Origin of the sequence: Erwinia persicina (genome assembly GCF_014838825.1) — a bacterium.
GTDB lineage: Bacteria > Pseudomonadota > Gammaproteobacteria > Enterobacterales > Enterobacteriaceae > Erwinia > Erwinia persicina_A.
Map to the genome: position 1 here is coordinate 17,801 of NZ_JACYMO010000011.1, position 19,273 is coordinate 37,073.

General features: G+C 56.9%; 17 protein-coding genes. 12 read left to right on the forward strand and 5 right to left on the reverse strand.

The genetic code is table 11. The annotated features are described in order from the left end of the window. Positions 1-55: 55 nt before the first annotated feature. On the reverse strand, positions 56-2,485 hold the full coding sequence (locus IFU29_RS19050) for a bifunctional aspartate kinase/homoserine dehydrogenase II (RefSeq protein WP_191935296.1): 2,430 nt from the start codon (positions 2,483-2,485) through the stop codon (positions 56-58). A gap of 2 nt (positions 2,486-2,487) precedes the next feature. Then, positions 2,488-3,648 carry a cystathionine gamma-synthase gene (gene metB / locus IFU29_RS19055; protein WP_191935297.1) on the reverse strand — a complete coding sequence of 387 codons (1,161 nt, stop codon included), beginning with the start codon at positions 3,646-3,648 and terminating at the stop codon, positions 2,488-2,490. Between the two features lie 243 nt (positions 3,649-3,891). Between metB and metJ the strand changes: the two genes are divergently transcribed. Next, positions 3,892-4,209: a met regulon transcriptional regulator MetJ gene (gene metJ / locus IFU29_RS19060; RefSeq protein WP_013200201.1), complete on the forward strand. Its 318-nt coding sequence runs from the start codon at positions 3,892-3,894 to the stop codon at positions 4,207-4,209. On the opposite strand, the gene IFU29_RS19065 is transcribed toward metJ, so the two are convergent. Then, positions 4,206-5,081 (reverse strand): LysR family transcriptional regulator, encoded by an 876-nt coding sequence (locus IFU29_RS19065; RefSeq protein ID WP_244633750.1) that lies wholly within the window; start codon positions 5,079-5,081, stop codon positions 4,206-4,208. The two genes, metJ and IFU29_RS19065, sit on opposite strands and share 4 nt — an antisense overlap. Positions 5,082-5,183: 102 nt before the next feature. Between IFU29_RS19065 and IFU29_RS19070 the strand changes: the two genes are divergently transcribed. Further along, positions 5,184-6,275: a linear amide C-N hydrolase gene (locus tag IFU29_RS19070; protein WP_244633751.1), complete on the forward strand. Its 1,092-nt coding sequence runs from the start codon at positions 5,184-5,186 to the stop codon at positions 6,273-6,275. A gap of 59 nt (positions 6,276-6,334) precedes the next feature. Here IFU29_RS19070 and rpmE read toward each other — a convergent pair whose 3' ends face one another. Beyond that, complete coding sequence (gene rpmE, locus IFU29_RS19075; RefSeq protein ID WP_062746795.1) at positions 6,335-6,547, reverse strand: 50S ribosomal protein L31; 213 nt, start codon at positions 6,545-6,547, stop codon at positions 6,335-6,337. A 216-nt stretch (positions 6,548-6,763) separates the two neighbouring features. On the opposite strand from rpmE, the gene priA reads away from it, so the two are divergent. The 7 genes from priA to rraA all read left to right on the forward strand — a co-directional run bounded on the left by priA (position 6,764) and on the right by rraA (position 14,946). After that, positions 6,764-8,962, forward strand: coding sequence for a primosomal protein N' (gene priA, locus IFU29_RS19080; RefSeq protein ID WP_191935299.1), 2,199 nt, complete (start codon positions 6,764-6,766; stop codon positions 8,960-8,962). A gap of 206 nt (positions 8,963-9,168) precedes the next feature. Continuing rightward, positions 9,169-10,206 carry a DNA-binding transcriptional regulator CytR gene (cytR, locus tag IFU29_RS19085; protein ID WP_191935300.1) on the forward strand — a complete coding sequence of 346 codons (1,038 nt, stop codon included), beginning with the start codon at positions 9,169-9,171 and terminating at the stop codon, positions 10,204-10,206. A gap of 171 nt (positions 10,207-10,377) precedes the next feature. Continuing rightward, entirely contained in the window at positions 10,378-11,295 is a 918-nt protein-coding gene (ftsN, locus tag IFU29_RS19090) for a cell division protein FtsN (protein WP_191935301.1), read from the forward strand. Between the two features lie 90 nt (positions 11,296-11,385). Further along, positions 11,386-11,916: an ATP-dependent protease subunit HslV gene (gene hslV / locus IFU29_RS19095; RefSeq protein ID WP_013200194.1), complete on the forward strand. Its 531-nt coding sequence runs from the start codon at positions 11,386-11,388 to the stop codon at positions 11,914-11,916. A gap of 12 nt (positions 11,917-11,928) precedes the next feature. Continuing rightward, positions 11,929-13,260, forward strand: coding sequence for an HslU--HslV peptidase ATPase subunit (gene hslU, locus IFU29_RS19100; protein ID WP_191935302.1), 1,332 nt, complete (start codon positions 11,929-11,931; stop codon positions 13,258-13,260). Positions 13,261-13,426: 166 nt separating this feature from the next. Next, positions 13,427-14,353: a 1,4-dihydroxy-2-naphthoate polyprenyltransferase gene (locus IFU29_RS19105; RefSeq protein ID WP_191935303.1), complete on the forward strand. Its 927-nt coding sequence runs from the start codon at positions 13,427-13,429 to the stop codon at positions 14,351-14,353. Positions 14,354-14,460: 107 nt separating this feature from the next. Beyond that, complete coding sequence (gene rraA / locus IFU29_RS19110; RefSeq protein ID WP_062746810.1) at positions 14,461-14,946, forward strand: ribonuclease E activity regulator RraA; 486 nt, start codon at positions 14,461-14,463, stop codon at positions 14,944-14,946. A 75-nt stretch (positions 14,947-15,021) separates the two neighbouring features. On the opposite strand, the gene zapB is transcribed toward rraA, so the two are convergent. Beyond that, positions 15,022-15,261: a cell division protein ZapB gene (zapB, locus tag IFU29_RS19115; protein ID WP_062746814.1), complete on the reverse strand. Its 240-nt coding sequence runs from the start codon at positions 15,259-15,261 to the stop codon at positions 15,022-15,024. Positions 15,262-15,707: 446 nt separating this feature from the next. On the opposite strand from zapB, the gene IFU29_RS19120 reads away from it, so the two are divergent. The 3 genes from IFU29_RS19120 (at position 15,708) to glpX (ending at position 19,207) form a co-directional block, all read left to right on the forward strand. Next, complete coding sequence (locus tag IFU29_RS19120) at positions 15,708-16,550, forward strand: MIP/aquaporin family protein (protein ID WP_062746816.1); 843 nt, start codon at positions 15,708-15,710, stop codon at positions 16,548-16,550. Between the two features lie 33 nt (positions 16,551-16,583). After that, on the forward strand, positions 16,584-18,098 hold the full coding sequence (gene glpK, locus IFU29_RS19125) for a glycerol kinase GlpK (protein WP_062746819.1): 1,515 nt from the start codon (positions 16,584-16,586) through the stop codon (positions 18,096-18,098). Between the two features lie 98 nt (positions 18,099-18,196). Then, complete coding sequence (glpX, locus tag IFU29_RS19130; protein ID WP_062746821.1) at positions 18,197-19,207, forward strand: class II fructose-bisphosphatase; 1,011 nt, start codon at positions 18,197-18,199, stop codon at positions 19,205-19,207. Positions 19,208-19,273: the final 66 nt, after the last annotated feature.

Consider the following 19,273-nt stretch of genomic DNA (forward strand, 5'->3'; position numbering starts at 1 on the left):
TGAGGAAATGAACCTCTGGGGTCGCCCTTTTATTTCGGTAGACCCCCGAGGAAAACTACAGCAGCTGTGCCAGGCGATTAAGATCGGACTGGATCGCCCCGGCCGTGACGTCGCGGCCGGCTCCCGGCCCACGGATCACCAGCGGATTATCACGATACCAGCGGCTTTCAATGGCAAACACGTTGTCGCACGGCAGCAGGGCAGCCAGCGGGTGATCGTCCCGCACGGCCTCTACACCAACGCGCGCTTTCCCGTTCGCGTCAAAACGCGCCACATAGCGCAGTACCAGGCCCAGCTCCTGAGCAGCTTCAAAACGCTGAACCATCTGATCGTTCAGTTCATCGGCGTTTTCAAAGAAGTCATCAACCGATCCGGACTGATAGCTGGCCGGCACCAGTGATTCCACGCGCACCTGACCGGGTTCAATATCATAGCCCGCCTCGCGGGCGAGGATCACCAGCTTACGCATCACGTCCTGGCCGGAGAGATCGGCACGCGGATCTGGCTCAGTCAGACCCTGCTGCCACGCCTGGTCCACCAGCTCGGTAAACGGAACCGTACCGTCAAACTGCAGGAACAGCCACGACAGCGTACCGGAGAAGATACCGCTGATGGAGAGGATGCTGTCGCCGCTTTCACGCAGATCGCGCACCGTGTGGTTCACCGGCAGCCCGGCTCCGACGGTGGCGTTATAGAGCCAGTGACGCCCGGTTTTAGCGAACGCATCGCGGATCTGACGATAGCTGTCGCTGCTGGCCGCACCCGCGACTTTATTCGCCCCGATCACATGGAAACCGTAGCTGGCAAAATCCAGATACTGCGCGGCCAGCGTTTCACTGGCGGTCACATCCAGCACCACCAGATCGTCAAACGGATGAGCACGCATCCACAGGAACAGCGATTCCTGGTCCTGTTCTACGGCCTCATCCTCAAAGAAGGCCAGCGCATGGCTGGCATCCAGCCCCTCGTAGCTGAGCAGGCTGCGGCGGCTGTCCACCACGCCTGCCAGAACAAATTCAAAACCGGTACGCGCCGACAGGGTTTCCTGCTCGCGGGCAAACAGCTCCAGCCAGCGGGAGCCAATATTACCTTTGCCAAACAGCACCAGACCGATCTGTTTTTCCGCCCGGAACAGCGTCTGATGCAGACCCCGGATCAGATGTTCCGTTGGTCCGACGCGCAGCACCGCCACCAGGCTGATGCCCTCCTGAGACTGGCAGATAAACTCCACCGGCTGGTCTTTCATCTGCTGCCAGAAACGGTGGCTGTGCAGCGGATTACGGCAGACGCCTGCGCCGACCATCGCCACCATTGCCATCCCTTCACGCAGCTGCAGACGGCCGGGTAACGCCGCATCCTGTAGCAGGGTTAAAGCGCTGTTGACCACTTCCGAGGTATAGCAAAGCTGGAGGAGATTACGATCCGGGTGGACGCCGGTCGCGAGTGGGCGCACCTGGGCCCGGGTCAGCAGCTGATCGATCTCTTTCCGCAGCGTGGCGAAGTCGTGCTGTGCGGGCACCTGGAACTCTATCAGGCAGACGTCATCATGGCTGGTCACAATCCGCGCGCCCGTGCCTGAGGCCAGCACGCGTTCGATGCGTGTTGAACCCTGCCCGGGCTGATAACTGCAGCGCAGCTGTAAGTCAATATCGCTGGCCGAAACCGGCTGCAGCGTACGGGAGTGCAGTACCGGCGCCGCCAGACGAGCCAGTTCGCTGGCTTCATCCAGGCGCAGCAGTGGCAGCAGACAGGCATCTTTTACTTTACGCGGATCGGCACTGTATACGCCGGCCACGTCGCTCCAGATGGTGACGCGCGTCACCCCGGCCAGCGCACCAATCTGTGTCGCCGAATAGTCACTGCCATTGCGCCCTAACAGTACGGTTTCACCGGCATCATTGGCGCAGATAAACCCGGTCACCACCAGGCGCTGCCCGGGGCGCTGTGCCATCAGCTGCTGTAACAGCGGCAGCGATTTTGCTTCATCCACCTGCGGCTGTGCGGCACGCTCAGCGCGTAAGAAATCGCGGGCATCAAGAAAACCCGCCTCAATATCCCGCAGATTCAGCACGGCGGACATCAGACGAGCCGACCAGATCTCACCGTGCCCCACCACCTGCGCATACACGGCGTCAGTAATGGCACTATCCAGCAGGGCCGCCAGTTTCTCAAGATCGCGTATAAATTCAGCAATCAGTGGCTCGGCCACGGCAGGCGGTAACAGCGCACCGATCAGCTCACTCTGATAACGGCGCAGCGCCTGCTGCACCTGGTGGGCAGAGAGACGATCGCTCTGGCTCAGTTTGAGCCAGCTGATCAGCTGATTCGTGGTGCTGCCCGCAGCCGAAACCACCATCAGGTCGCCGGGCTGGCTGTATTCAGCCATAATCCCGGCTACGCGCTGGTAGCATTTGGCATCGGCCAGACTGCTGCCACCAAATTTATGTAACTGCCGCGAACTGTCTGCCACTGCTGAATAACTCATGCTTACCTCTTGGCCGCGATCCGGAACGCATTGTCCAGATCGGCGATTAAATCTTCGTGATCTTCAATTCCCACCGAAATACGCAGCAGCGTTTCCGAAATCCCTGCCGCCGCCCGCGCTTCAGCAGACATACCCGCATGTGTCATGGTAGCCGTATGGGAAATCAGGCTTTCAACACCGCCCAGCGACTCCGCCAGGGTAAATAATTCCAGCGCTTTCAGGAAACGGCGCAGCGTTGCTTCGTCACCATCGAGCTCAAAACTTAGCATGGCGCCAAAGCCTTTTTGCTGACGTGCCGCAAACTGATGGCCGGCATTTTCTGGCAACGAAGGATGATACAACTTTTTCACCAGCGGTTGTTGTTTCAGATAATCAACAATCGCCAGCGCATTGCGCTGTGCCGCCGCCATACGCGGAGCCAGGGTGCGCATTCCACGCAGCAGCAGGTAGCTGTCAAACGCGCCGCCGGTGACGCCAATATTGTTCGCCCACCAGGCCAGATCCGTCACGTGCTGCGGATCCTTCGCCACGACCGCTCCGGCCACCACGTCGGAGTGGCCATTAAGATATTTGGTACAGGAATGGATCACCAGATCCGCGCCCAGTGCCAGCGGGTTCTGCAGCGCCGGGCTGAGGAAGGTATTGTCCACGACGCTGACCGCCCCGACTTCCGCGGCGGCCTGACAGATGGTGGCAATATCCACCACGCGCAGCAGCGGGTTACTTGGGCTTTCAATCAGTACCAGCTTCGGTTTTTCAGCCAGTGCGGCCCGCAGTGCCGCCTCATCGCCCTGATCGACGAATTTAACGCGATACGCACCGCGTTTGCTCAAACTGTCGAACAGGCGGTAGCTGCCGCCGTAACAGTCGTGCGGAGCCACCAGCAGGTCACCCGGTTGCAGAAACACGGTACACACCAGATGAATAGCCGACATCCCGGTGCTGGTCATCACCGCACCGGCTCCCCCTTCCAGCTCTGCCAGTGCGCGTTGCACCACGTCACGCGTCGGGTTGCCACGGCGTGAGTAGTCATGAGCACGGGGCTCATTAAAGTCGGTGAAGTTATAGGTACTGGAAAGATGAATGGGGGGGACAACGCAGCCATATTGCTCGTCATCATTCAAACCGCTACGGACTGCGATAGTTGCCTGTTTACGCGTCATGGTGCACAAGTTCCTGCTGGAGTGTAAGAGAAGACGGATAGAGTAAAGCGGGCAGGTATAGACGTCAATACATCTGGACATCTAAATGTCTTTGCGTATAGATTGAGCAATGCGCGAATAACCGTTAGAATTATGTCGATATACCCCAGAGAACGTTGTGCCATCCCGGTGTGATGGACACGAACTTCGGGCATAATTAGCCGGATTTCGGTATTTCTAATTTAAATATAATTAAGGTAGCCCATGGCTGAGTGGAACGGCGAATATATCAGCCCTTACGCTGAACACGGTAAGAAGAGCGAGCAGGTTAAAAAAATCACGGTATCCATTCCGTTGAAAGTACTGAAAATTTTGACCGATGAGCGCACGCGCCGCCAGGTTAATAACTTGCGTCATGCCACCAACAGCGAACTGCTGTGCGAGGCATTTCTGCATGCGTTTACCGGCCAGCCTCTGCCGGATGATGTCGATCTGCGTAAAGAACGCAGTGACGAAATTCCCGAAGAAGCGAAAGCGATCATGCGCGAAATGGGCGTTGATCCTGATACCTGGGAATACTAGGCGCTAAACAGCTCGGTTATCCGGTCGAGCACCTGATTCAGTATCGGGTGCCCGGCCTGACCGGGCTGCCAGATAGCCACGATGGTCTGCACCATCCCCCTCTCTCCCATCTCCGTTACGATGCGTTCTATTGCCCGATCCTCACTGGTAACGGCATGCACCGGCAGCATTGCCCACCCCTGTCCGCTGGCCAGCAACGATCTCAGCACTACCCGGTCATTAATAAACTGCACCCGGTCCGCTATCTGAATGCGGCGTGCCAGAGCAGCATCCAGACTATTGTTGGCGATCAGCTGATTGCAGGAGGCCAGCGTCAGCAGACTGACGGGCCGCAGGCTGAATAAATCCGGGCTGGCATAAACCGCCAGTTCAACACTCCCCATCGCCCGCCATTTGAAACGCTCGCTGACCGATTTGTTCACCGGCTGGTAGAGCCCGATATCGACCTCCCCCTTTTCCAGCGCCTGTTCCGCCTGGTGGCGATCCTGATAACGCAGATTGAGCTGAATGCCCTGCTGATAAAGTTCTCCTGCCAGCCGGGCCAGCAGGTGGCAAGGCGTAAAAATATCGTAACTCAGGGTCAGCGACTGGGGCGATGTCGTTTGCTGCTGCAGCGCAATGTGGTTAAACGCCTGCGCCTCGTGGAGAAACAGACGGGCCTGACGATACAGCAGATTTCCACGCTCCGTCAGTGCGATAGGGCGGCAGTGCCGCTCAAACAGCGCATAGCCCAGATCGAGTTCCAGATATTCCAGCAGCTCACTGACGGTGGTGCGGTCCTTGCCCATTTTCTTTGCCGCACGAGTAATGCTGCCGCATTCGACGATACTGGCAAACGCTTCTATCTGCACCAGTGAAAAAGAAACTGCCATGCACTTCCCTGTCTGCCGTAAGGGGGGATTTCCCCCGGTGAATGACTCTCTCATCCTCGCGCTGCGCGCTACGTTAGCGCTCAGTGAACCCAAAGGAGAAAGATGATGAAAACAACCTTATCTACCGTTACCGCCGTGGTCATCGGTGCTGCACTTGGCATCACCGCGACAGGTAGCGCCAATGCCTGCACCCGCGCCTTTCTGAACACCTATCCCGGCTACCTGGTCAGCGCCCGCAATCTGGACTTCTTCGGCCCGGTTGATCCCTCGCTCATTATCACACCCCAGGGCATCGAACATACCGGCAGTGAGGGCGCTGATGCCCTGCACTGGAAAACGCGCTATGGCAGTGTAGTGATTTATGCCGATGGTGTTTTCCCGATGGATGGCATCAATGAAAAAGGGCTGGCGGGTCATACGCAGTACTACACCCATGGCCGGCAGGTACAACAGGACCATCAGGATAAGCCGGAGCTGGATAGCCGCGCCTGGCTGAGCTATCTGCTGGACAATTATGCCACCGTTGATGAGGCCGTGCAGGGGTTACAAAACGTCAGGCTGGTCGCGAAAAAAATGCCGATCGATTATGCCTCTGACACCAAGCATATCGCCCTGGAGGATCGCACCGGCGATTCCGCTATTGTCGAAATCGATAACGGCAAGGTACATATCTACCATAATCGCCGCTATCAGGTGATGACCAACCCGCCGTCCTACGACCAGCAGTTAAAAAATCTGGCGGCCTTTCAGTCAGTGGACGCCAGCCATATTCCCGGTACCCAGAGCGCGGAGGACCGCTTCGTAAGGGCCAGTATCGGTCTGAAAAACATTCCGCAGCCGGACAGTAAAGCGCAGGCCCAGGGCTTTGTGCTGTCGGTGATCAATAATACCGCCTTCCCGATTAATTACCCGGATGCCAGCGACCCGATGGTCAGAGACATTACCGACGCCTATGCCCGCTACTCAAAATACCCGCAGGAAAATAAAGGGGTGGCGACCTACTGGACCACCCTGGCCGATCTCAGCCATGGGGAGTATCACTTCAAGTCGGTCTTCGCGCCTTCAGACGTCATGGTAAACCTGAAAGCGATTAACTTCTCGGTGGGACAACCGGTGAAGCGCATCGATCATCTGCAAAACTATGCGGAGAAAGGCTGGCAGGGCGATGTCCTCAGATACGCCACCGCATCCTGAATCGCAGGCATAAAAAAACCCAGCCGAAGCTGGGTTTTTTCTGACATCTTACAGGGTGCTTATTTAGCGCCTGGGATGCTGAAACGCTTGTTGAAGCGATCCACACGACCACCGCTTGCAACATCACGCTGCTTACCGGTGTAGAACGGGTGGCAGTTGCCGCACACGTCCAGGTTCAGGTCGCGACCCACGGTAGAGCGGGTTTTGATTTCGTTACCGCAAGAACATTTAGCAGTAACTTCGGTGTAATTAGGGTGAATACCTTTTTTCATGGGAAAACCTCAGTTAAGGCCGTGTCGCTCTCCCGCGCCAGGATAATTCCTGCACCGGCACCACACGAAGATTAATATTAAGTTTATGCTGATATCAAAATGTCATACCAACGGCGGCGAACTATACAGATATTAACCACACACCGCAATCGGATCCGCACATTCAGCACGACTCAGTGTACACTAACTGGCTTAATTTTTCACCCGGATGAATCCATGCCCGTTGTTCAGGTCGCCTTACCCGTTCCGCTTGCCCGCAACTTTGACTACCTGTTGCCTGCCCATCTCAGCCATGCGGTGGTGGGTGGACGCGTCAGCGTGCCTTTTGGCAAGCGTAAAGCCATCGGGGTGGTAGTCGGGATCGTTGAACACAGTGATTTTCCGCTCGATCAGTTAAAAAGTGTCCATGAGGTGCTGGACAGCGAGTCGCTCTACCCTGCCTCCCTGTGGCGTATCCTGCTCTGGGCAGCCGACTACTATCACTATCCGCTGGGAGAAGTGCTGTTCCACGCGATGCCGGTGCTACTGCGTCAGGGTAAAGCGGCGGAAGAGGCCCCCCTCTGGCAGTGGCTGATCACTGACGAGGGTAAAGCGACAGCACCAGAAAGCCTGAAGCGTGCACCGAAACAGCAGCAGGCGCTGGCCGCGCTGCGCAACCGCGGCCTGTACCGTCATGAAGTCAGCCAGCACGACATTACCGAGGCCACCCTTCAGGCATTACAGGCGAAAGGCCTGTGCGTGCTGCGCGCGCAGCCCCGCGCCCGGCAGGACTGGCGCGATAATCTCACCCTGCAGGGTGAACGTCTGCGGCTTAACACCGAGCAGGCCACCGCCGTCGGGGCGATCCGCAGCGCAGACGACCACTTTTCAGCGTGGCTGCTGGCTGGGATCACCGGCTCGGGCAAAACGGAAGTTTACCTCAGTATGCTGGAGAATATTCTGGCTAACGGCCGGCAGGCGCTGGTGCTGGTGCCGGAAATTGGCCTGACGCCCCAGACCATCGCCCGCTTTCGCGAGCGCTTCAGCGCACCGGTTGATGTGCTGCACTCCGGCTTAAACGACAGTGAGCGTCTGGCTGTGTGGCTGCGCGCCCGCAGCGGTGAGACGGCGATTGTTATTGGTACCCGTTCTGCGCTGTTTACTCCCTTTGCCCGACTGGGTGCCATCATCATTGATGAAGAGCACGACAGCTCCTATAAGCAGCAGGAAGGCTGGCGCTATCACGCCCGCGATCTGGCGGTGTTTCGCGCCCGTCAGGAAGATATCCCGATTGTCATGGGGTCAGCGACCCCGGCGCTGGAAACGCTGCACAACGTCCAGTCCGGGAAATATCATCAGCTCAACCTCAGCAAACGCGCCGGAAATGCCACCAAAGCGACCCAGCTGCTGGTCGATCTGAAAGGCGTGAAGCTGCAGGGTGGCCTGTCTCCGATGCTGATCAAGAAAATTGGCCAGCATCTGAAAGCGGATAATCAGGTACTGTTATTCCTTAACCGCCGGGGTTACTCCCCGACGCTGCTGTGCCACGAATGTGGCTGGATTGCCGAATGCCAGCGCTGTGACCGTTACTACACGCTACATCAGAACCAGCGTCAGCTGCGCTGCCACCACTGCGACAGCCAGCGCCCGGTACCCCATCAGTGCCCGCAGTGCGGTTCCACTCACCTGGTACCGGTCGGGCTGGGCACCGAACAGCTGGAGCATAATCTGGGTTCACTGTTCCCCGGTGTCCCCCTGACGCGTATCGATCGGGACACCACCAGCCGAAAAGGGGCTCTGGAACAGCAGCTGGCGGAAGTACATCGCGGCGGAGCGCGTATTCTGGTCGGAACGCAGATGCTGGCAAAAGGGCATCACTTCCCCGACGTGACGCTGGTGTCGCTGCTGGACGTCGACGGCGCGCTGTTTTCTGCCGATTTCCGCTCCGCAGAGCGTTTTGCCCAGCTCTACGTGCAGGTCGCCGGCCGCGCCGGACGTGCCGGTAAACAGGGCGAGGTGCTGTTGCAGACGCACCACCCGGACCATCCGCTGCTGCACACCCTGCTGCATCAGGGGTACGATGCGTTCGCCCACCAGGCACTCAGTGAACGCAACAGCGTCTTCCTGCCGCCGTTCACCAGCCATGCCCTGTTCCGGGCGGAAGATCACGATAACCAGCAGGCCAGCCTGTTCCTGCAGCAGCTGCGTAATCTGCTGGAAGCCAGCCCGTTAAACAGTGAATCCTTCTGGGTGATGGGCCCTGTCCCTGCCCTGCAGGCAAAACGCAGCGGGCGATACCGCTGGCAGCTCCTGCTCCAGCATCCTTCACGCGCCATTCTGCAGCGACTCATCAAGTCCAGCCTTCCGCTGATCACTACCCTGCCCCAGGCACGCAAAGTGAAATGGACGCTGGATATCGACCCGACGGAAAGTTAAGGCGTAATCGTTTGCATGGCAAAGATGCGTATTGGATCGAAAAAAGTCGCACAAGTCACAATTTTTATGCAAATTAAGTAACAGCCCCCCCGCTTATCTGTTAAGAATGCGGGGGTTATCCGCCGTGGACGCGATAACCTCAGGTACCGGATATCACTTGTCATTCGTTGTTCAGGCCAGCGCAGACTGGCGTGAGGAGAAAAGCGTTGGATCACAATCAAGAGTCAACCGTAGCGACCATGAAGGACGTGGCTGAGAAAGCAGGCGTATCAACGGCAACGGTCTCCCGCGCCCTGATGAACCCGGAAAAGGTCTCCGCCGCAACGCGCTATAAGGTTGAACAGGCAGTGATTGCCGTTGGCTACTCCCCGCATTCGATGACCCGCAGCGCACGGCGCAGCGAGTCCCGTACCGTGCTGGTGATTGTGCCGGACATCTGCGATCCGTTTTTCAGTGAGATGATTCGCGGCATTGAAGTAGTGGCCGCCGCTGAGGGTTATCTGGTGCTGATCGGTGACTGCGCGCACCAGAATCAGCAGGAAAAATCGTTCCTCAACCTGATGCTGACCCGTCAGATCGACGGAATGGTGCTGCTGGGATCCAATGTGCCGTTTGAGACCGGTGTCGAAGAACAGCGCAATCTGCCGCCCATGGTGATGGCGAATGAGTTTGCGCCAGAGCTGGAGCTACCTACGGTTCATATCGATAACCTGACAGCCGCCTTTGAAGCCGTTAATCATCTGCAAAAGCTCGGGCATCGCCGCATTGCCTGTATTTCAGGCCCGGAAGAGATGCCGCTGTGCCAGTATCGCCTCCAGGGATACATTCAGGCGCTGCGCCGCCACGGAATGACTGTCGATCCCACCTATATTGTGCGTGGTGACTTCACCTTTGATGCCGGCTCCCAGGCGATGAAGCATCTGATGACGCTCCCCAGGCCACCCGATGCCTTATTCTGCCACAGCGATATCATCGCGCTGGGTGCCATGTCGCAGGCAAAAAATATGGGTCTGCGCGTGCCCAAGGATCTGTCGATTATCGGTTTTGATGATATCGAGCTGTCGCGCTACAGCGATCCCCAGCTCACTACGGTGGCTCAGCCGCGTTTCAACATCGGTCGTGAAGCAATGCTACTCTTGCTGGAGCAGTTACAGGGCAGGATGGTGAGTAATGGTTCACGTCTGCTGGATTTTGAGCTGAAAATTCGTGGCAGCACCGCTCCCTCGCTGCGTGATGAGGACTGACGGGCCCGTCAGCACACCGCGCAAACGCTCATCAGGAAAATCAGTGGATTCTTAGTAAGATCGCCGCTGGTCAAACTTCCGGCCCTTCAGTAACATGGCGGGCACTCATCGGGCACTTATCGTCACGCTTTCAGCCCGATCTTACCTTCATCGATTATTAGCGGAACGATAGTGGCACAAAAAGATTATGTAGGCCGCGGGCGTTCGACAGGGACGCGCAGCAAAAAGACCAACAGTCGCAGCAAGAAGCGCAGCAGTGGATCGGGTGTATCAAAAATCATGATAGTGCTGGCGGTTGCCGTTCTGGTCACCTTTATTGGTGGGCTGTGGTTTATCGCACACCATAAAAAAGAAGAGACCCCGGTCATCCCGGATCACAAAGCCACCGGTAACGGCCTGCCCCCGAAACCTGAAGAGCGCTGGCGTTATATTAAAGAACTGGAAAACCGCCAGCTTGGCGTTCCTTCGCCAACCGAACCCACTTCCGGCGGTGAGGCTCATTCACAGACACAGTTAACCGACGAGCAGCGTCAGCTGCTGGATCAGATGCAGGCAGATATGCGTCAGCAGCCAACGCAGCTTAACGAAGTGCCATGGAACGAACAGACGCCGGCACAACGACAGCAGACCCTTCAGCGTCAGCAACAGCAAAGTCAGCAGCTTCAGCAGCAGTCGCGGATGCCGCAGCAGACTCAGCGCACGCCGCCACCGGTCCAGACACCAACGCAAACGCAGCATACGGCCCCCGTCACATCGGTGACGCGCGAGCCGGTTCGGCCGAAGCAGGAAGTGGCAGTGCAGCCAAAAGTGGAAACCAAACCGAAAGTTGAAACAAAGCCGAAGGAAGTAGAAAAAGAGAGCACACAGCGCTGGATGGTGCAGTGTGGGTCCTTCAAAGGTACCGATCAGGCCGAGTCCATTCGCGCTCAGTTAGCCTTTGAGGGATTTGAAAGTCGCATCACTACCGGCGGCGGCTGGAATCGCGTGGTTATTGGGCCCTATAACAGCCGTAGCGCAGCAGATACGACGCTGAAACGACTGCGTGGTTCCGGCCACTCAAATTGTATTCCTCTTTCCATCGGGGGTTGAAACCCTTCAAACCTGCCCCATATCTGATTGCATCAGTGCCCCGTACAAAACGTGCGGGGTCATCTTCCGACTGCAATAAGGGGTCTGCCCGTGACAACAATAGTAAGTGTACGACGCAACGGCCAGGTAGTGATTGGCGGTGATGGCCAGGCTACCCTCGGCAATACCGTGATGAAGGGCAACGTCAAAAAAGTGCGTCGTCTCTACAATGACAAAGTCATTGCCGGTTTTGCCGGCGGTACCGCAGATGCCTTCACCCTGTTTGAACTTTTTGAACGCAAGCTGGAAATGCATCAGGGCCACCTGGTGAAAGCCGCCGTGGAGCTGGCGAAAGACTGGCGTACTGACCGTATGCTGCGCAAACTGGAAGCCCTGCTGGCCGTGGCGGATGAAAACGCCTCGCTGATCATTACCGGTAATGGTGACGTCATCCAGCCAGAAAACGACTTGATTGCCATCGGCTCAGGCGGCCCTTACGCCCAGGCGGCTGCCCGTGCGCTGCTGGAAAACACCGAGATTGGCGCGCGCGATATTGTGGAAAAAGCATTGGGTATTGCAGGGGATATCTGCATTTATACCAACCACAACCTCACCATTGAAGCATTACCTTCTAAAGCGTAAGGACCCTAATTTATGTCTGCTATGACTCCGCGCGAAATTGTCAGCGAACTGAACAGATTCATTATCGGCCAGGATGGCGCCAAGCGAGCGGTGGCTATTGCCCTGCGTAACCGCTGGCGCCGGATGCAGCTGGACGAAGACCTGCGTCATGAAGTGACGCCAAAGAACATTCTGATGATCGGGCCGACCGGAGTCGGTAAAACCGAGATTGCCCGTCGTCTGGCTAAACTGGCCAACGCGCCGTTCATCAAAGTAGAAGCGACGAAATTCACTGAAGTGGGCTATGTCGGTAAAGAAGTGGATTCGATTATCCGCGATCTGACCGATTCAGCGATTAAAATGGTGCGTTCACAGGCGATTGATAAAAACCGCTATCGCGCCGAAGAGATGGCGGAAGAACGCATTCTTGACGTACTGATCCCCCCGGCAAAAAACAACTGGGGCCAGAATGAAACCGCCGCGGAACCCTCCGCTGCGCGCCAGTCATTCCGCAAAAAGCTGCGTGAAGGCCAGCTGGATGATAAAGAGATCGAAATTGATCTCGCGGCTGTCTCCGGCGGGGTGGAAATCATGTCTCCTCCGGGCATGGAAGAGATGACCAGCCAGCTGCAGTCGATGTTCCAGAACCTCGGCGGTCAGAAACAGAAACCGCGCAAGCTGAAAATCAAAGAAGCGATGAAGCTGCTGGTGGAAGAAGAAGCTGCCAAGCTGGTGAACCCGGAAGAGCTGAAGCAGGAAGCGATTGACGCTGTTGAGCAACACGGCATTGTGTTTATCGATGAGATTGATAAAGTCTGTAAGCGCGGCGAATCCTCCGGCCCGGACGTTTCCCGCGAAGGCGTACAGCGCGATCTGCTGCCGCTGGTTGAAGGTTGTACTGTCTCTACCAAACACGGCATGGTGAAAACAGACCATATTCTGTTTATCGCCTCCGGTGCATTCCAGGTCGCCAGCCCGTCAGATCTGATCCCGGAACTGCAGGGTCGTCTGCCAATCCGCGTTGAGCTGCAGGCGCTGACGACCAACGATTTCGAGCGCATCCTGACGGAGCCAAGTGCGTCCATTACCGTGCAGTATAAAGCGCTAATGAACACCGAAGGCGTTGAGATCAACTTCACCCCGGACGGCATCAGTAAAATCGCCGCCGCTGCCTGGCAGGTCAACGAAACCGCAGAAAATATTGGCGCACGTCGTCTGCACACCGTGCTGGAGCGTCTGATGGAAGAGATCTCCTACGATGCCAGCGACCTGAACGGCCAGTCGATCACCATTGACGCGGAGTATGTGGGCAAACACCTGGATGAACTGGTGGCTGACGAAGATCTTAGCCGCTTTATCCTGTAAATCGCTGTCCATAACGAACAGGAGGCTACGGCCTCCTTTTTTTATGTCCGAACACTATCCTTGACCAGGATTAACACCTGCCACTGAAAAGCGTCCTACCATGGGGCTGATATCGTGCTGGCACCCGCCACACGCGACCTGAAGCGGAACGGAGGCGCCACCTCTTATGGAACATAGCCAACTGGCTTCCCCCCCCTCACTGCCCCGGGCCTGGCTGGACAGTTTGCGCCTTCGCACGCTGCCGCTGGCCTGCGCTTCCGTTATTACTGGCAGCGCGCTGGCGTGGCATCAGGGACATTTTGATCCCGCCATTGCCCTGCTGGCGTTGCTGACCACCATACTGCTGCAGATCCTCTCGAACCTGGCCAATGACTATGGCGATGCGCTAAAAGGCAGCGATACGCCGCAGCGTATTGGCCCGCTGCGTGGCATGCAGAAAGGAGCGATCACGCCGGCACAGATGCGTATTGCCCTGATTCTGACCGTCGGCGTAACGACCGGCTGTGGCCTGTTGCTGATCCTGCGGGCGTGCCAGTCACCCGCCGACATGCTGGGATTCGTGGTAATGGGCGCGCTGGCAATGGTCGCCGCCATCGCCTATACCGTGGGGAAAAAGCCCTACGGCTATCTTGGGTTGGGCGACCTCTCGGTGATGATTTTCTTTGGCTGGCTCGGTGTCATCGGCAGCAGCTACCTGCAGACCCACCAGCTTGATACGTTACTGCTGCTGCCCGCCAGCGGATGCGGCCTGCTGGCCACGGCAGTGCTGAACGTGAATAATTTGCGCGATATTGACAGCGACCGGCAGAACGGTAAGTTCACCCTGGCCGTGCGTCTGGGAGCAACACGAGCGCGGCGTTACCACGCCGGGCTGCTGATGACGGCCCTGGCCTGCTTTGCGCTTTACAGCGGCGTTGCCGGGCTGCGTCTGCCTGGCTGGCTGTTCCTGTTAGCGGCACCTCTTCTCTGGCAGCAGGGGCGTTATATTCTGCGGGAAACCAGCGCACTGGCCATGCGTCCGATGCTGGAAAAAACCGTCAAAACTGCGCTGTTAATCAATGTGCTGTTCGCGGCGGGACTGCTGCTCAGTTAAACGCGATGTGCTTGACCCATCGCAACTTTTAACAATTGATGATTTTGCCAACAGCCCCCTTTAAGCGATATACTTATCTCCCCTGTGGCAAACAGACGAAACCCCCTATGAAATACGATACGTCAGAACTGTGCGACATCTATCATGAAGATGTGAATGTCGTTGAACCGCTTTTCTCAAACTTTGGTGGGCGCACCTCGTTTGGCGGGCAAATCACCACGGTAAAATGTTTCGAGGACAACGGGCTGCTCTATGATTTGCTGGAGGAGAACGGCCGTGGCCGCGTATTACTGGTGGACGGTGGCGGTTCGGTACGCCGTGCGCTGGTCGACGCCGCGCTGGCCAGGATCGCGTTGCAAAACGAGTGGGAAGGCATTGTGGTGTATGGTTCTGTGCGTCAGGTCGACGATCTGGAAGAGCTGGACATCGGTATCCAGGCCATCGCCGCCATTCCTGCGGGTGCCGCGGGTGAAGGCATTGGTGAAAGCGACGTACGGGTGAACTTTGGCGGTGTGACCTTCTTCTCCGGCGACCACCTTTATGCCGATAACACCGGGATGATCCTCTCAGAAGATCCGCTCGACATCGAATAAAAACGAACACCAAAAAAGGGGTGCCTTCGGCACCCGTTTTCTGCTTGCTTCCTGCTTTTTACGCCAGGCGCAGCATTACACCTCTTCCATTTTTCCCAGCAAAGCCCGCAGACGTTCCTGCCAGACGTGCTGTTCTTCCTTCAACTGCTGATTTTCACGTACCAGCGCATCGCTGCTGCCAGCTGCCTGCTGAACCTGCTGGTTCAGATGACCGTTTTGTTCTTTAAGCTCTTCGATTTCCATCTGCAACAGCGTGATGGTATCAATCGCCTGCTGCACTTTTGCTTCCAGTTTCTCGAATACTTCAAATGACATGTCTGTAACCTCTCCTAATCGCAGCGCGTTGATGATGCTAGCCGCAGGGGTGAGGAATGAACCGGCATTCCGCGGATAACAACGATGCTTCGATTGTAAGTAGAGCGACCGCTCAAGTCCAGCAACGAACCTTTACAGGGCGCAGTCTGTAACAATTTTCAGTCTATACCTGGTTTAAGTAACATCTGAAGGGGCAGCTTGTAAGGTGCGGGTTAAAAAATTGCACATTTCACACGCGATTAAACGCGCATCAGGTGATTTTCGGAAAGCAAAAACACGCGAAAACGCTCATTTTTATGACACAGAACACAAATATTGAGTTCGCTATTTCTCGTTTATGCTCGTTAACGATAAATTCACATCAGCCCTACATAAGATTGGGCTGGTTCACGGATGAAACAAAACTAAGACCGTTGACAATTAACCTCGCCTTCAGGAATTTCATCATGAGTCATGCTACAAGCACGCTTAAAGGGCAGTGCATCGCCGAGTTTCTCGGCACTGCCACGATCATCTTTTTTGGTGCTGGCTGTGTCGCCGCCATGAAAGTCGCCGGAGCCAGCTTCGGCCTGTGGGAAATCAGCATCGTCTGGGGCCTTGCCGTGGCGATGGCCGTGTATCTCACCGCCGGTATTTCCGGGGCACACCTTAATCCCGCCGTCAGCGTTGCACTCTGGCTGTTTGCCAACTTCGAAGGCCGTAAGGTACTGCCTTACGCCATCGCCCAGGTTGCTGGCGCATTCTGCTCCGCTGCACTGGTTTATGGCCTGTACCATAACCTTTTCCTCGACTACGAACAGACACATCATATGGTGCGCGGCAGTGTTGAAAGCCTCGACCTTGCAGGTATCTTCTCCACCTACCCTAACCCCCATATCGGCGTAGGCCAGGCCTTCCTTGTCGAAATGGTGATCACCGCGATCATGATGGCGCTGATTATGGCCCTGACCGATGACGGTAACGGCCTGCCGCGTGGCCCGATGGCCCCGCTGCTGATCGGTTTCCTGATCGCAATCATTGGTGCTGCAATGGGCCCGCTGACCGGCTTCGCCCTTAACCCGGCGCGTGATTTCGGACCAAAACTATTCGCCTGGCTGGCTGGCTGGGGTAATGTTGCCTTCACCGGTGCCCGCGATATTCCTTACTTCCTTGTTCCGATTTTTGGCCCGCTGGTCGGTGCAAGCCTCGGCGCCTTTGGCTACCGTGTCCTGATTGCCAACAACCTTCCCGGCAAGGTTGTGGAGAAACAGGAAAAATCAGCACCGCGTGCCGCACAGCGTAAAGCGTAACTCCTGCTCACTGTTTATTATCAGGAATTGATTATGACCGTAGAAAAAAAATATATCGTCGCTCTCGACCAGGGAACCACCAGCTCCCGCGCCGTGATTCTGGATCATGACTCCAACATCGTCGCGGTGTCGCAGCGTGAGTTCCAGCAAATTTATCCGAAAGCTGGCTGGGTTGAGCATGACCCAATGGATATCTGGGCGTCGCAAAGCTCCACCCTGGTCGAAGTGCTGGCCCATGCGGATATCAACTCTGACGAGATTGCCGCCATTGGTATCACTAACCAGCGTGAAACCACCATTGTCTGGGATAAAGAGACCGGTAAGCCGATTTATAACGCCATTGTCTGGCAGGATCCGCGCACCGCTGACTACTGCGCCAAACTGAAAAGAGAAGGCCTGGAAGAGTATATCCGCCACACAACCGGGCTGGTGATTAACCCGTACTTCTCCGGTACCAAAGTGAAATGGATCCTCGACCATGTTGAAGGCTCTCGTGAACGCGCGCGCCGTGGTGAGCTGCTGTTCGGTACCGTCGACTCCTGGCTGGTGTGGAAGATGACGCAGGGACGGGTTCACATTACCGATTACACCAACGCCTCACGCACCATGATGTTTAACATTCATAAACTCGAGTGGGATCAGCGCATGCTGGAGATCCTCGATATCCCGCGTGAAATGTTGCCTGAAGTGAAGTCGTCTTCTGAGGTGTATGGCCAGACCAACATTGGTGGTAAAGGTGGCACACGTATTCCGATCGCCGGTATTGCCGGTGACCAGCAGGCAGCCCTGTATGGTCAGCTCTGCGTCCAGCCGGGAATGGCGAAGAACACCTACGGCACTGGCTGCTTCATGCTGATGAACACCGGTACCGAAGCCGTTACCTCCACGCACGGCCTGCTGACCACCATTGCCTGCGGACCGCGCGGTGAAGTGAACTATGCGCTGGAAGGCGCGGTGTTTATCGGCGGCGCATCGATCCAGTGGCTGCGTGACGAAATGAAGCTGATCAACGACTCTACGGATTCTGAGTACTTCGCGACTAAAGTGAAAGACACCAACGGTGTCTATATGGTACCGGCGTTTACCGGTCTGGGCGCACCATACTGGGATCCGTATGCCCGCGGGGCCATCTTCGGCCTGACCCGTGGTGCCAATGCCAACCACATCATTCGCGCCACCCTGGAGTCCATCGCCTATCAGACGCGTGACGTGCTGGAAGCGATGCAGAACGACGCCAACACCCGCCTGCAGTCGCTGCGCGTTGACGGCGGTGCGGTAGCCAACAACTTCCTGATGCAGTTCCAGTCCGACATTCTGGGCGCACGCGTTGAGCGTCCTGAAGTCCGTGAGGTGACCGCACTGGGTTCCGCTTACCTGGCGGGCCTGGCGGTAGGCTTCTGGAAAGATCTGGATGAAGTCCGTGCCAAGTCGGTGATTGAGCGTGAATTCCGTCCAAGCATCGAAACCACCCAGCGTAATGTGCTGTACGCTGGCTGGAAGAAAGCGGTTGCCCGTGCGCAGGCATGGGAAGAGGCTGACGACAAGTAACAGTCCCCAACCCGTGGTCGCCTGACCACGGGTATCTCCCTTCCCCCCTCCGCTCCCTGTGATAAACTTCCCGCCTCATTACTTTCCCGAGGCATGTCATGAAACGAGAACTGGCGATTGAATTTTCCCGCGTAACCGAAGCGGCGGCACTGGCTGGCTATAAGTGGCTGGGGCGCGGCGATAAGAATGCCGCAGACGGCGCGGCCGTACACGCCATGCGCATTATGCTTAACAAAGTGGATATTGACGGTCAGATCGTGATTGGCGAAGGGGAAATTGATGAAGCGCCGATGCTGTATATCGGTGAGAAAGTCGGCACGGGTAACGGTGATGCCGTAGATATTGCTGTCGATCCCATCGAAGGAACCCGCATGACGGCACTGGGCCAGGCCAATGCGCTGGCGGTGATGGCGGTGGGGGATAAAGGCACCTTCCTCAACGCCCCGGATATGTACATGGAAAAACTGGTGGTGGGGCCGGGTGCCAAAGGCACTATCGACCTCAACCTGCCGCTGGAAGAGAACCTGGTCCGGGTGGCCGCTGCCCTCAACAAGCCCCTGACGGCGCTGACGGTGACGCTGCTGGCGAAGCCGCGCCACGATGCAGTGATTGCCAGCCTGCAACAGCTTGGGGTGCGCGTCTTCACCTTCCCGGACGGCGATGTGGCCGCCTCGATCCTCACCTGCATGCCGGACAGCGAAGTGGACGTAATGTACGGTACCGGCGGAGCACCAGAAGGCGTGGTGTCAGCGGCGGTGATCCGGGCACTGGATGGTGATATGCAGGCCCGCCTGCTGGCACGCCACGAGGTAAAAGGGGATACGCCGGACAATCGTCGTCTGGGTGAAGAGGAGCTGGCGCGCTGCCGGGCAATGGGGATTGAAGCGGGCCAGGTCCTGACGCTGGAGCAGATGGCGCGGAACGACAACGTCGTCTTCTCTGCCACCGGCATCACCAGCGGCGATCTGTTAAAGGGCATCACCCGCCAGGGCAATATGGCCACGACTGAAACTCTGCTGATCCGGGGAAAATCGCGCACTATTCGCCGTATTCAGTCCATTCACTACCTGGACCTGAAAGACCCGAGCCTGCATCAGTATATTTTATAACCGCCCGTGGCAGGGCGGGCAGAAAAAAGGCATCACCTGCCGGACCGAATGGCGACCCTGCAGGCG

Coding starts and splice junctions, on each gene's coding strand:
- IFU29_RS19065 (WP_244633750.1), bottom strand. CDS start 5,081: ATGGCAGTTTCTTTTTCACTGGTGCAGATAGAAGCGTTTGCCAGTATC.
- hslU (WP_191935302.1), top strand. CDS start 11,929: ATGTCTGCTATGACTCCGCGCGAAATTGTCAGCGAACTGAACAGATTC.
- zapB (WP_062746814.1), bottom strand. CDS start 15,261: ATGTCATTTGAAGTATTCGAGAAACTGGAAGCAAAAGTGCAGCAGGCG.
- priA (WP_191935299.1), top strand. CDS start 6,764: ATGCCCGTTGTTCAGGTCGCCTTACCCGTTCCGCTTGCCCGCAACTTT.
- rpmE (WP_062746795.1), bottom strand. CDS start 6,547: ATGAAAAAAGGTATTCACCCTAATTACACCGAAGTTACTGCTAAATGT.
- IFU29_RS19105 (WP_191935303.1), top strand. CDS start 13,427: ATGGAACATAGCCAACTGGCTTCCCCCCCCTCACTGCCCCGGGCCTGG.
- IFU29_RS19120 (WP_062746816.1), top strand. CDS start 15,708: ATGAGTCATGCTACAAGCACGCTTAAAGGGCAGTGCATCGCCGAGTTT.
- IFU29_RS19070 (WP_244633751.1), top strand. CDS start 5,184: ATGATGAAAACAACCTTATCTACCGTTACCGCCGTGGTCATCGGTGCT.
- rraA (WP_062746810.1), top strand. CDS start 14,461: ATGAAATACGATACGTCAGAACTGTGCGACATCTATCATGAAGATGTG.
- glpK (WP_062746819.1), top strand. CDS start 16,584: ATGACCGTAGAAAAAAAATATATCGTCGCTCTCGACCAGGGAACCACC.
- IFU29_RS19050 (WP_191935296.1), bottom strand. CDS start 2,485: ATGAGTTATTCAGCAGTGGCAGACAGTTCGCGGCAGTTACATAAATTT.
- metJ (WP_013200201.1), top strand. CDS start 3,892: ATGGCTGAGTGGAACGGCGAATATATCAGCCCTTACGCTGAACACGGT.
- glpX (WP_062746821.1), top strand. CDS start 18,197: ATGAAACGAGAACTGGCGATTGAATTTTCCCGCGTAACCGAAGCGGCG.
- metB (WP_191935297.1), bottom strand. CDS start 3,648: ATGACGCGTAAACAGGCAACTATCGCAGTCCGTAGCGGTTTGAATGAT.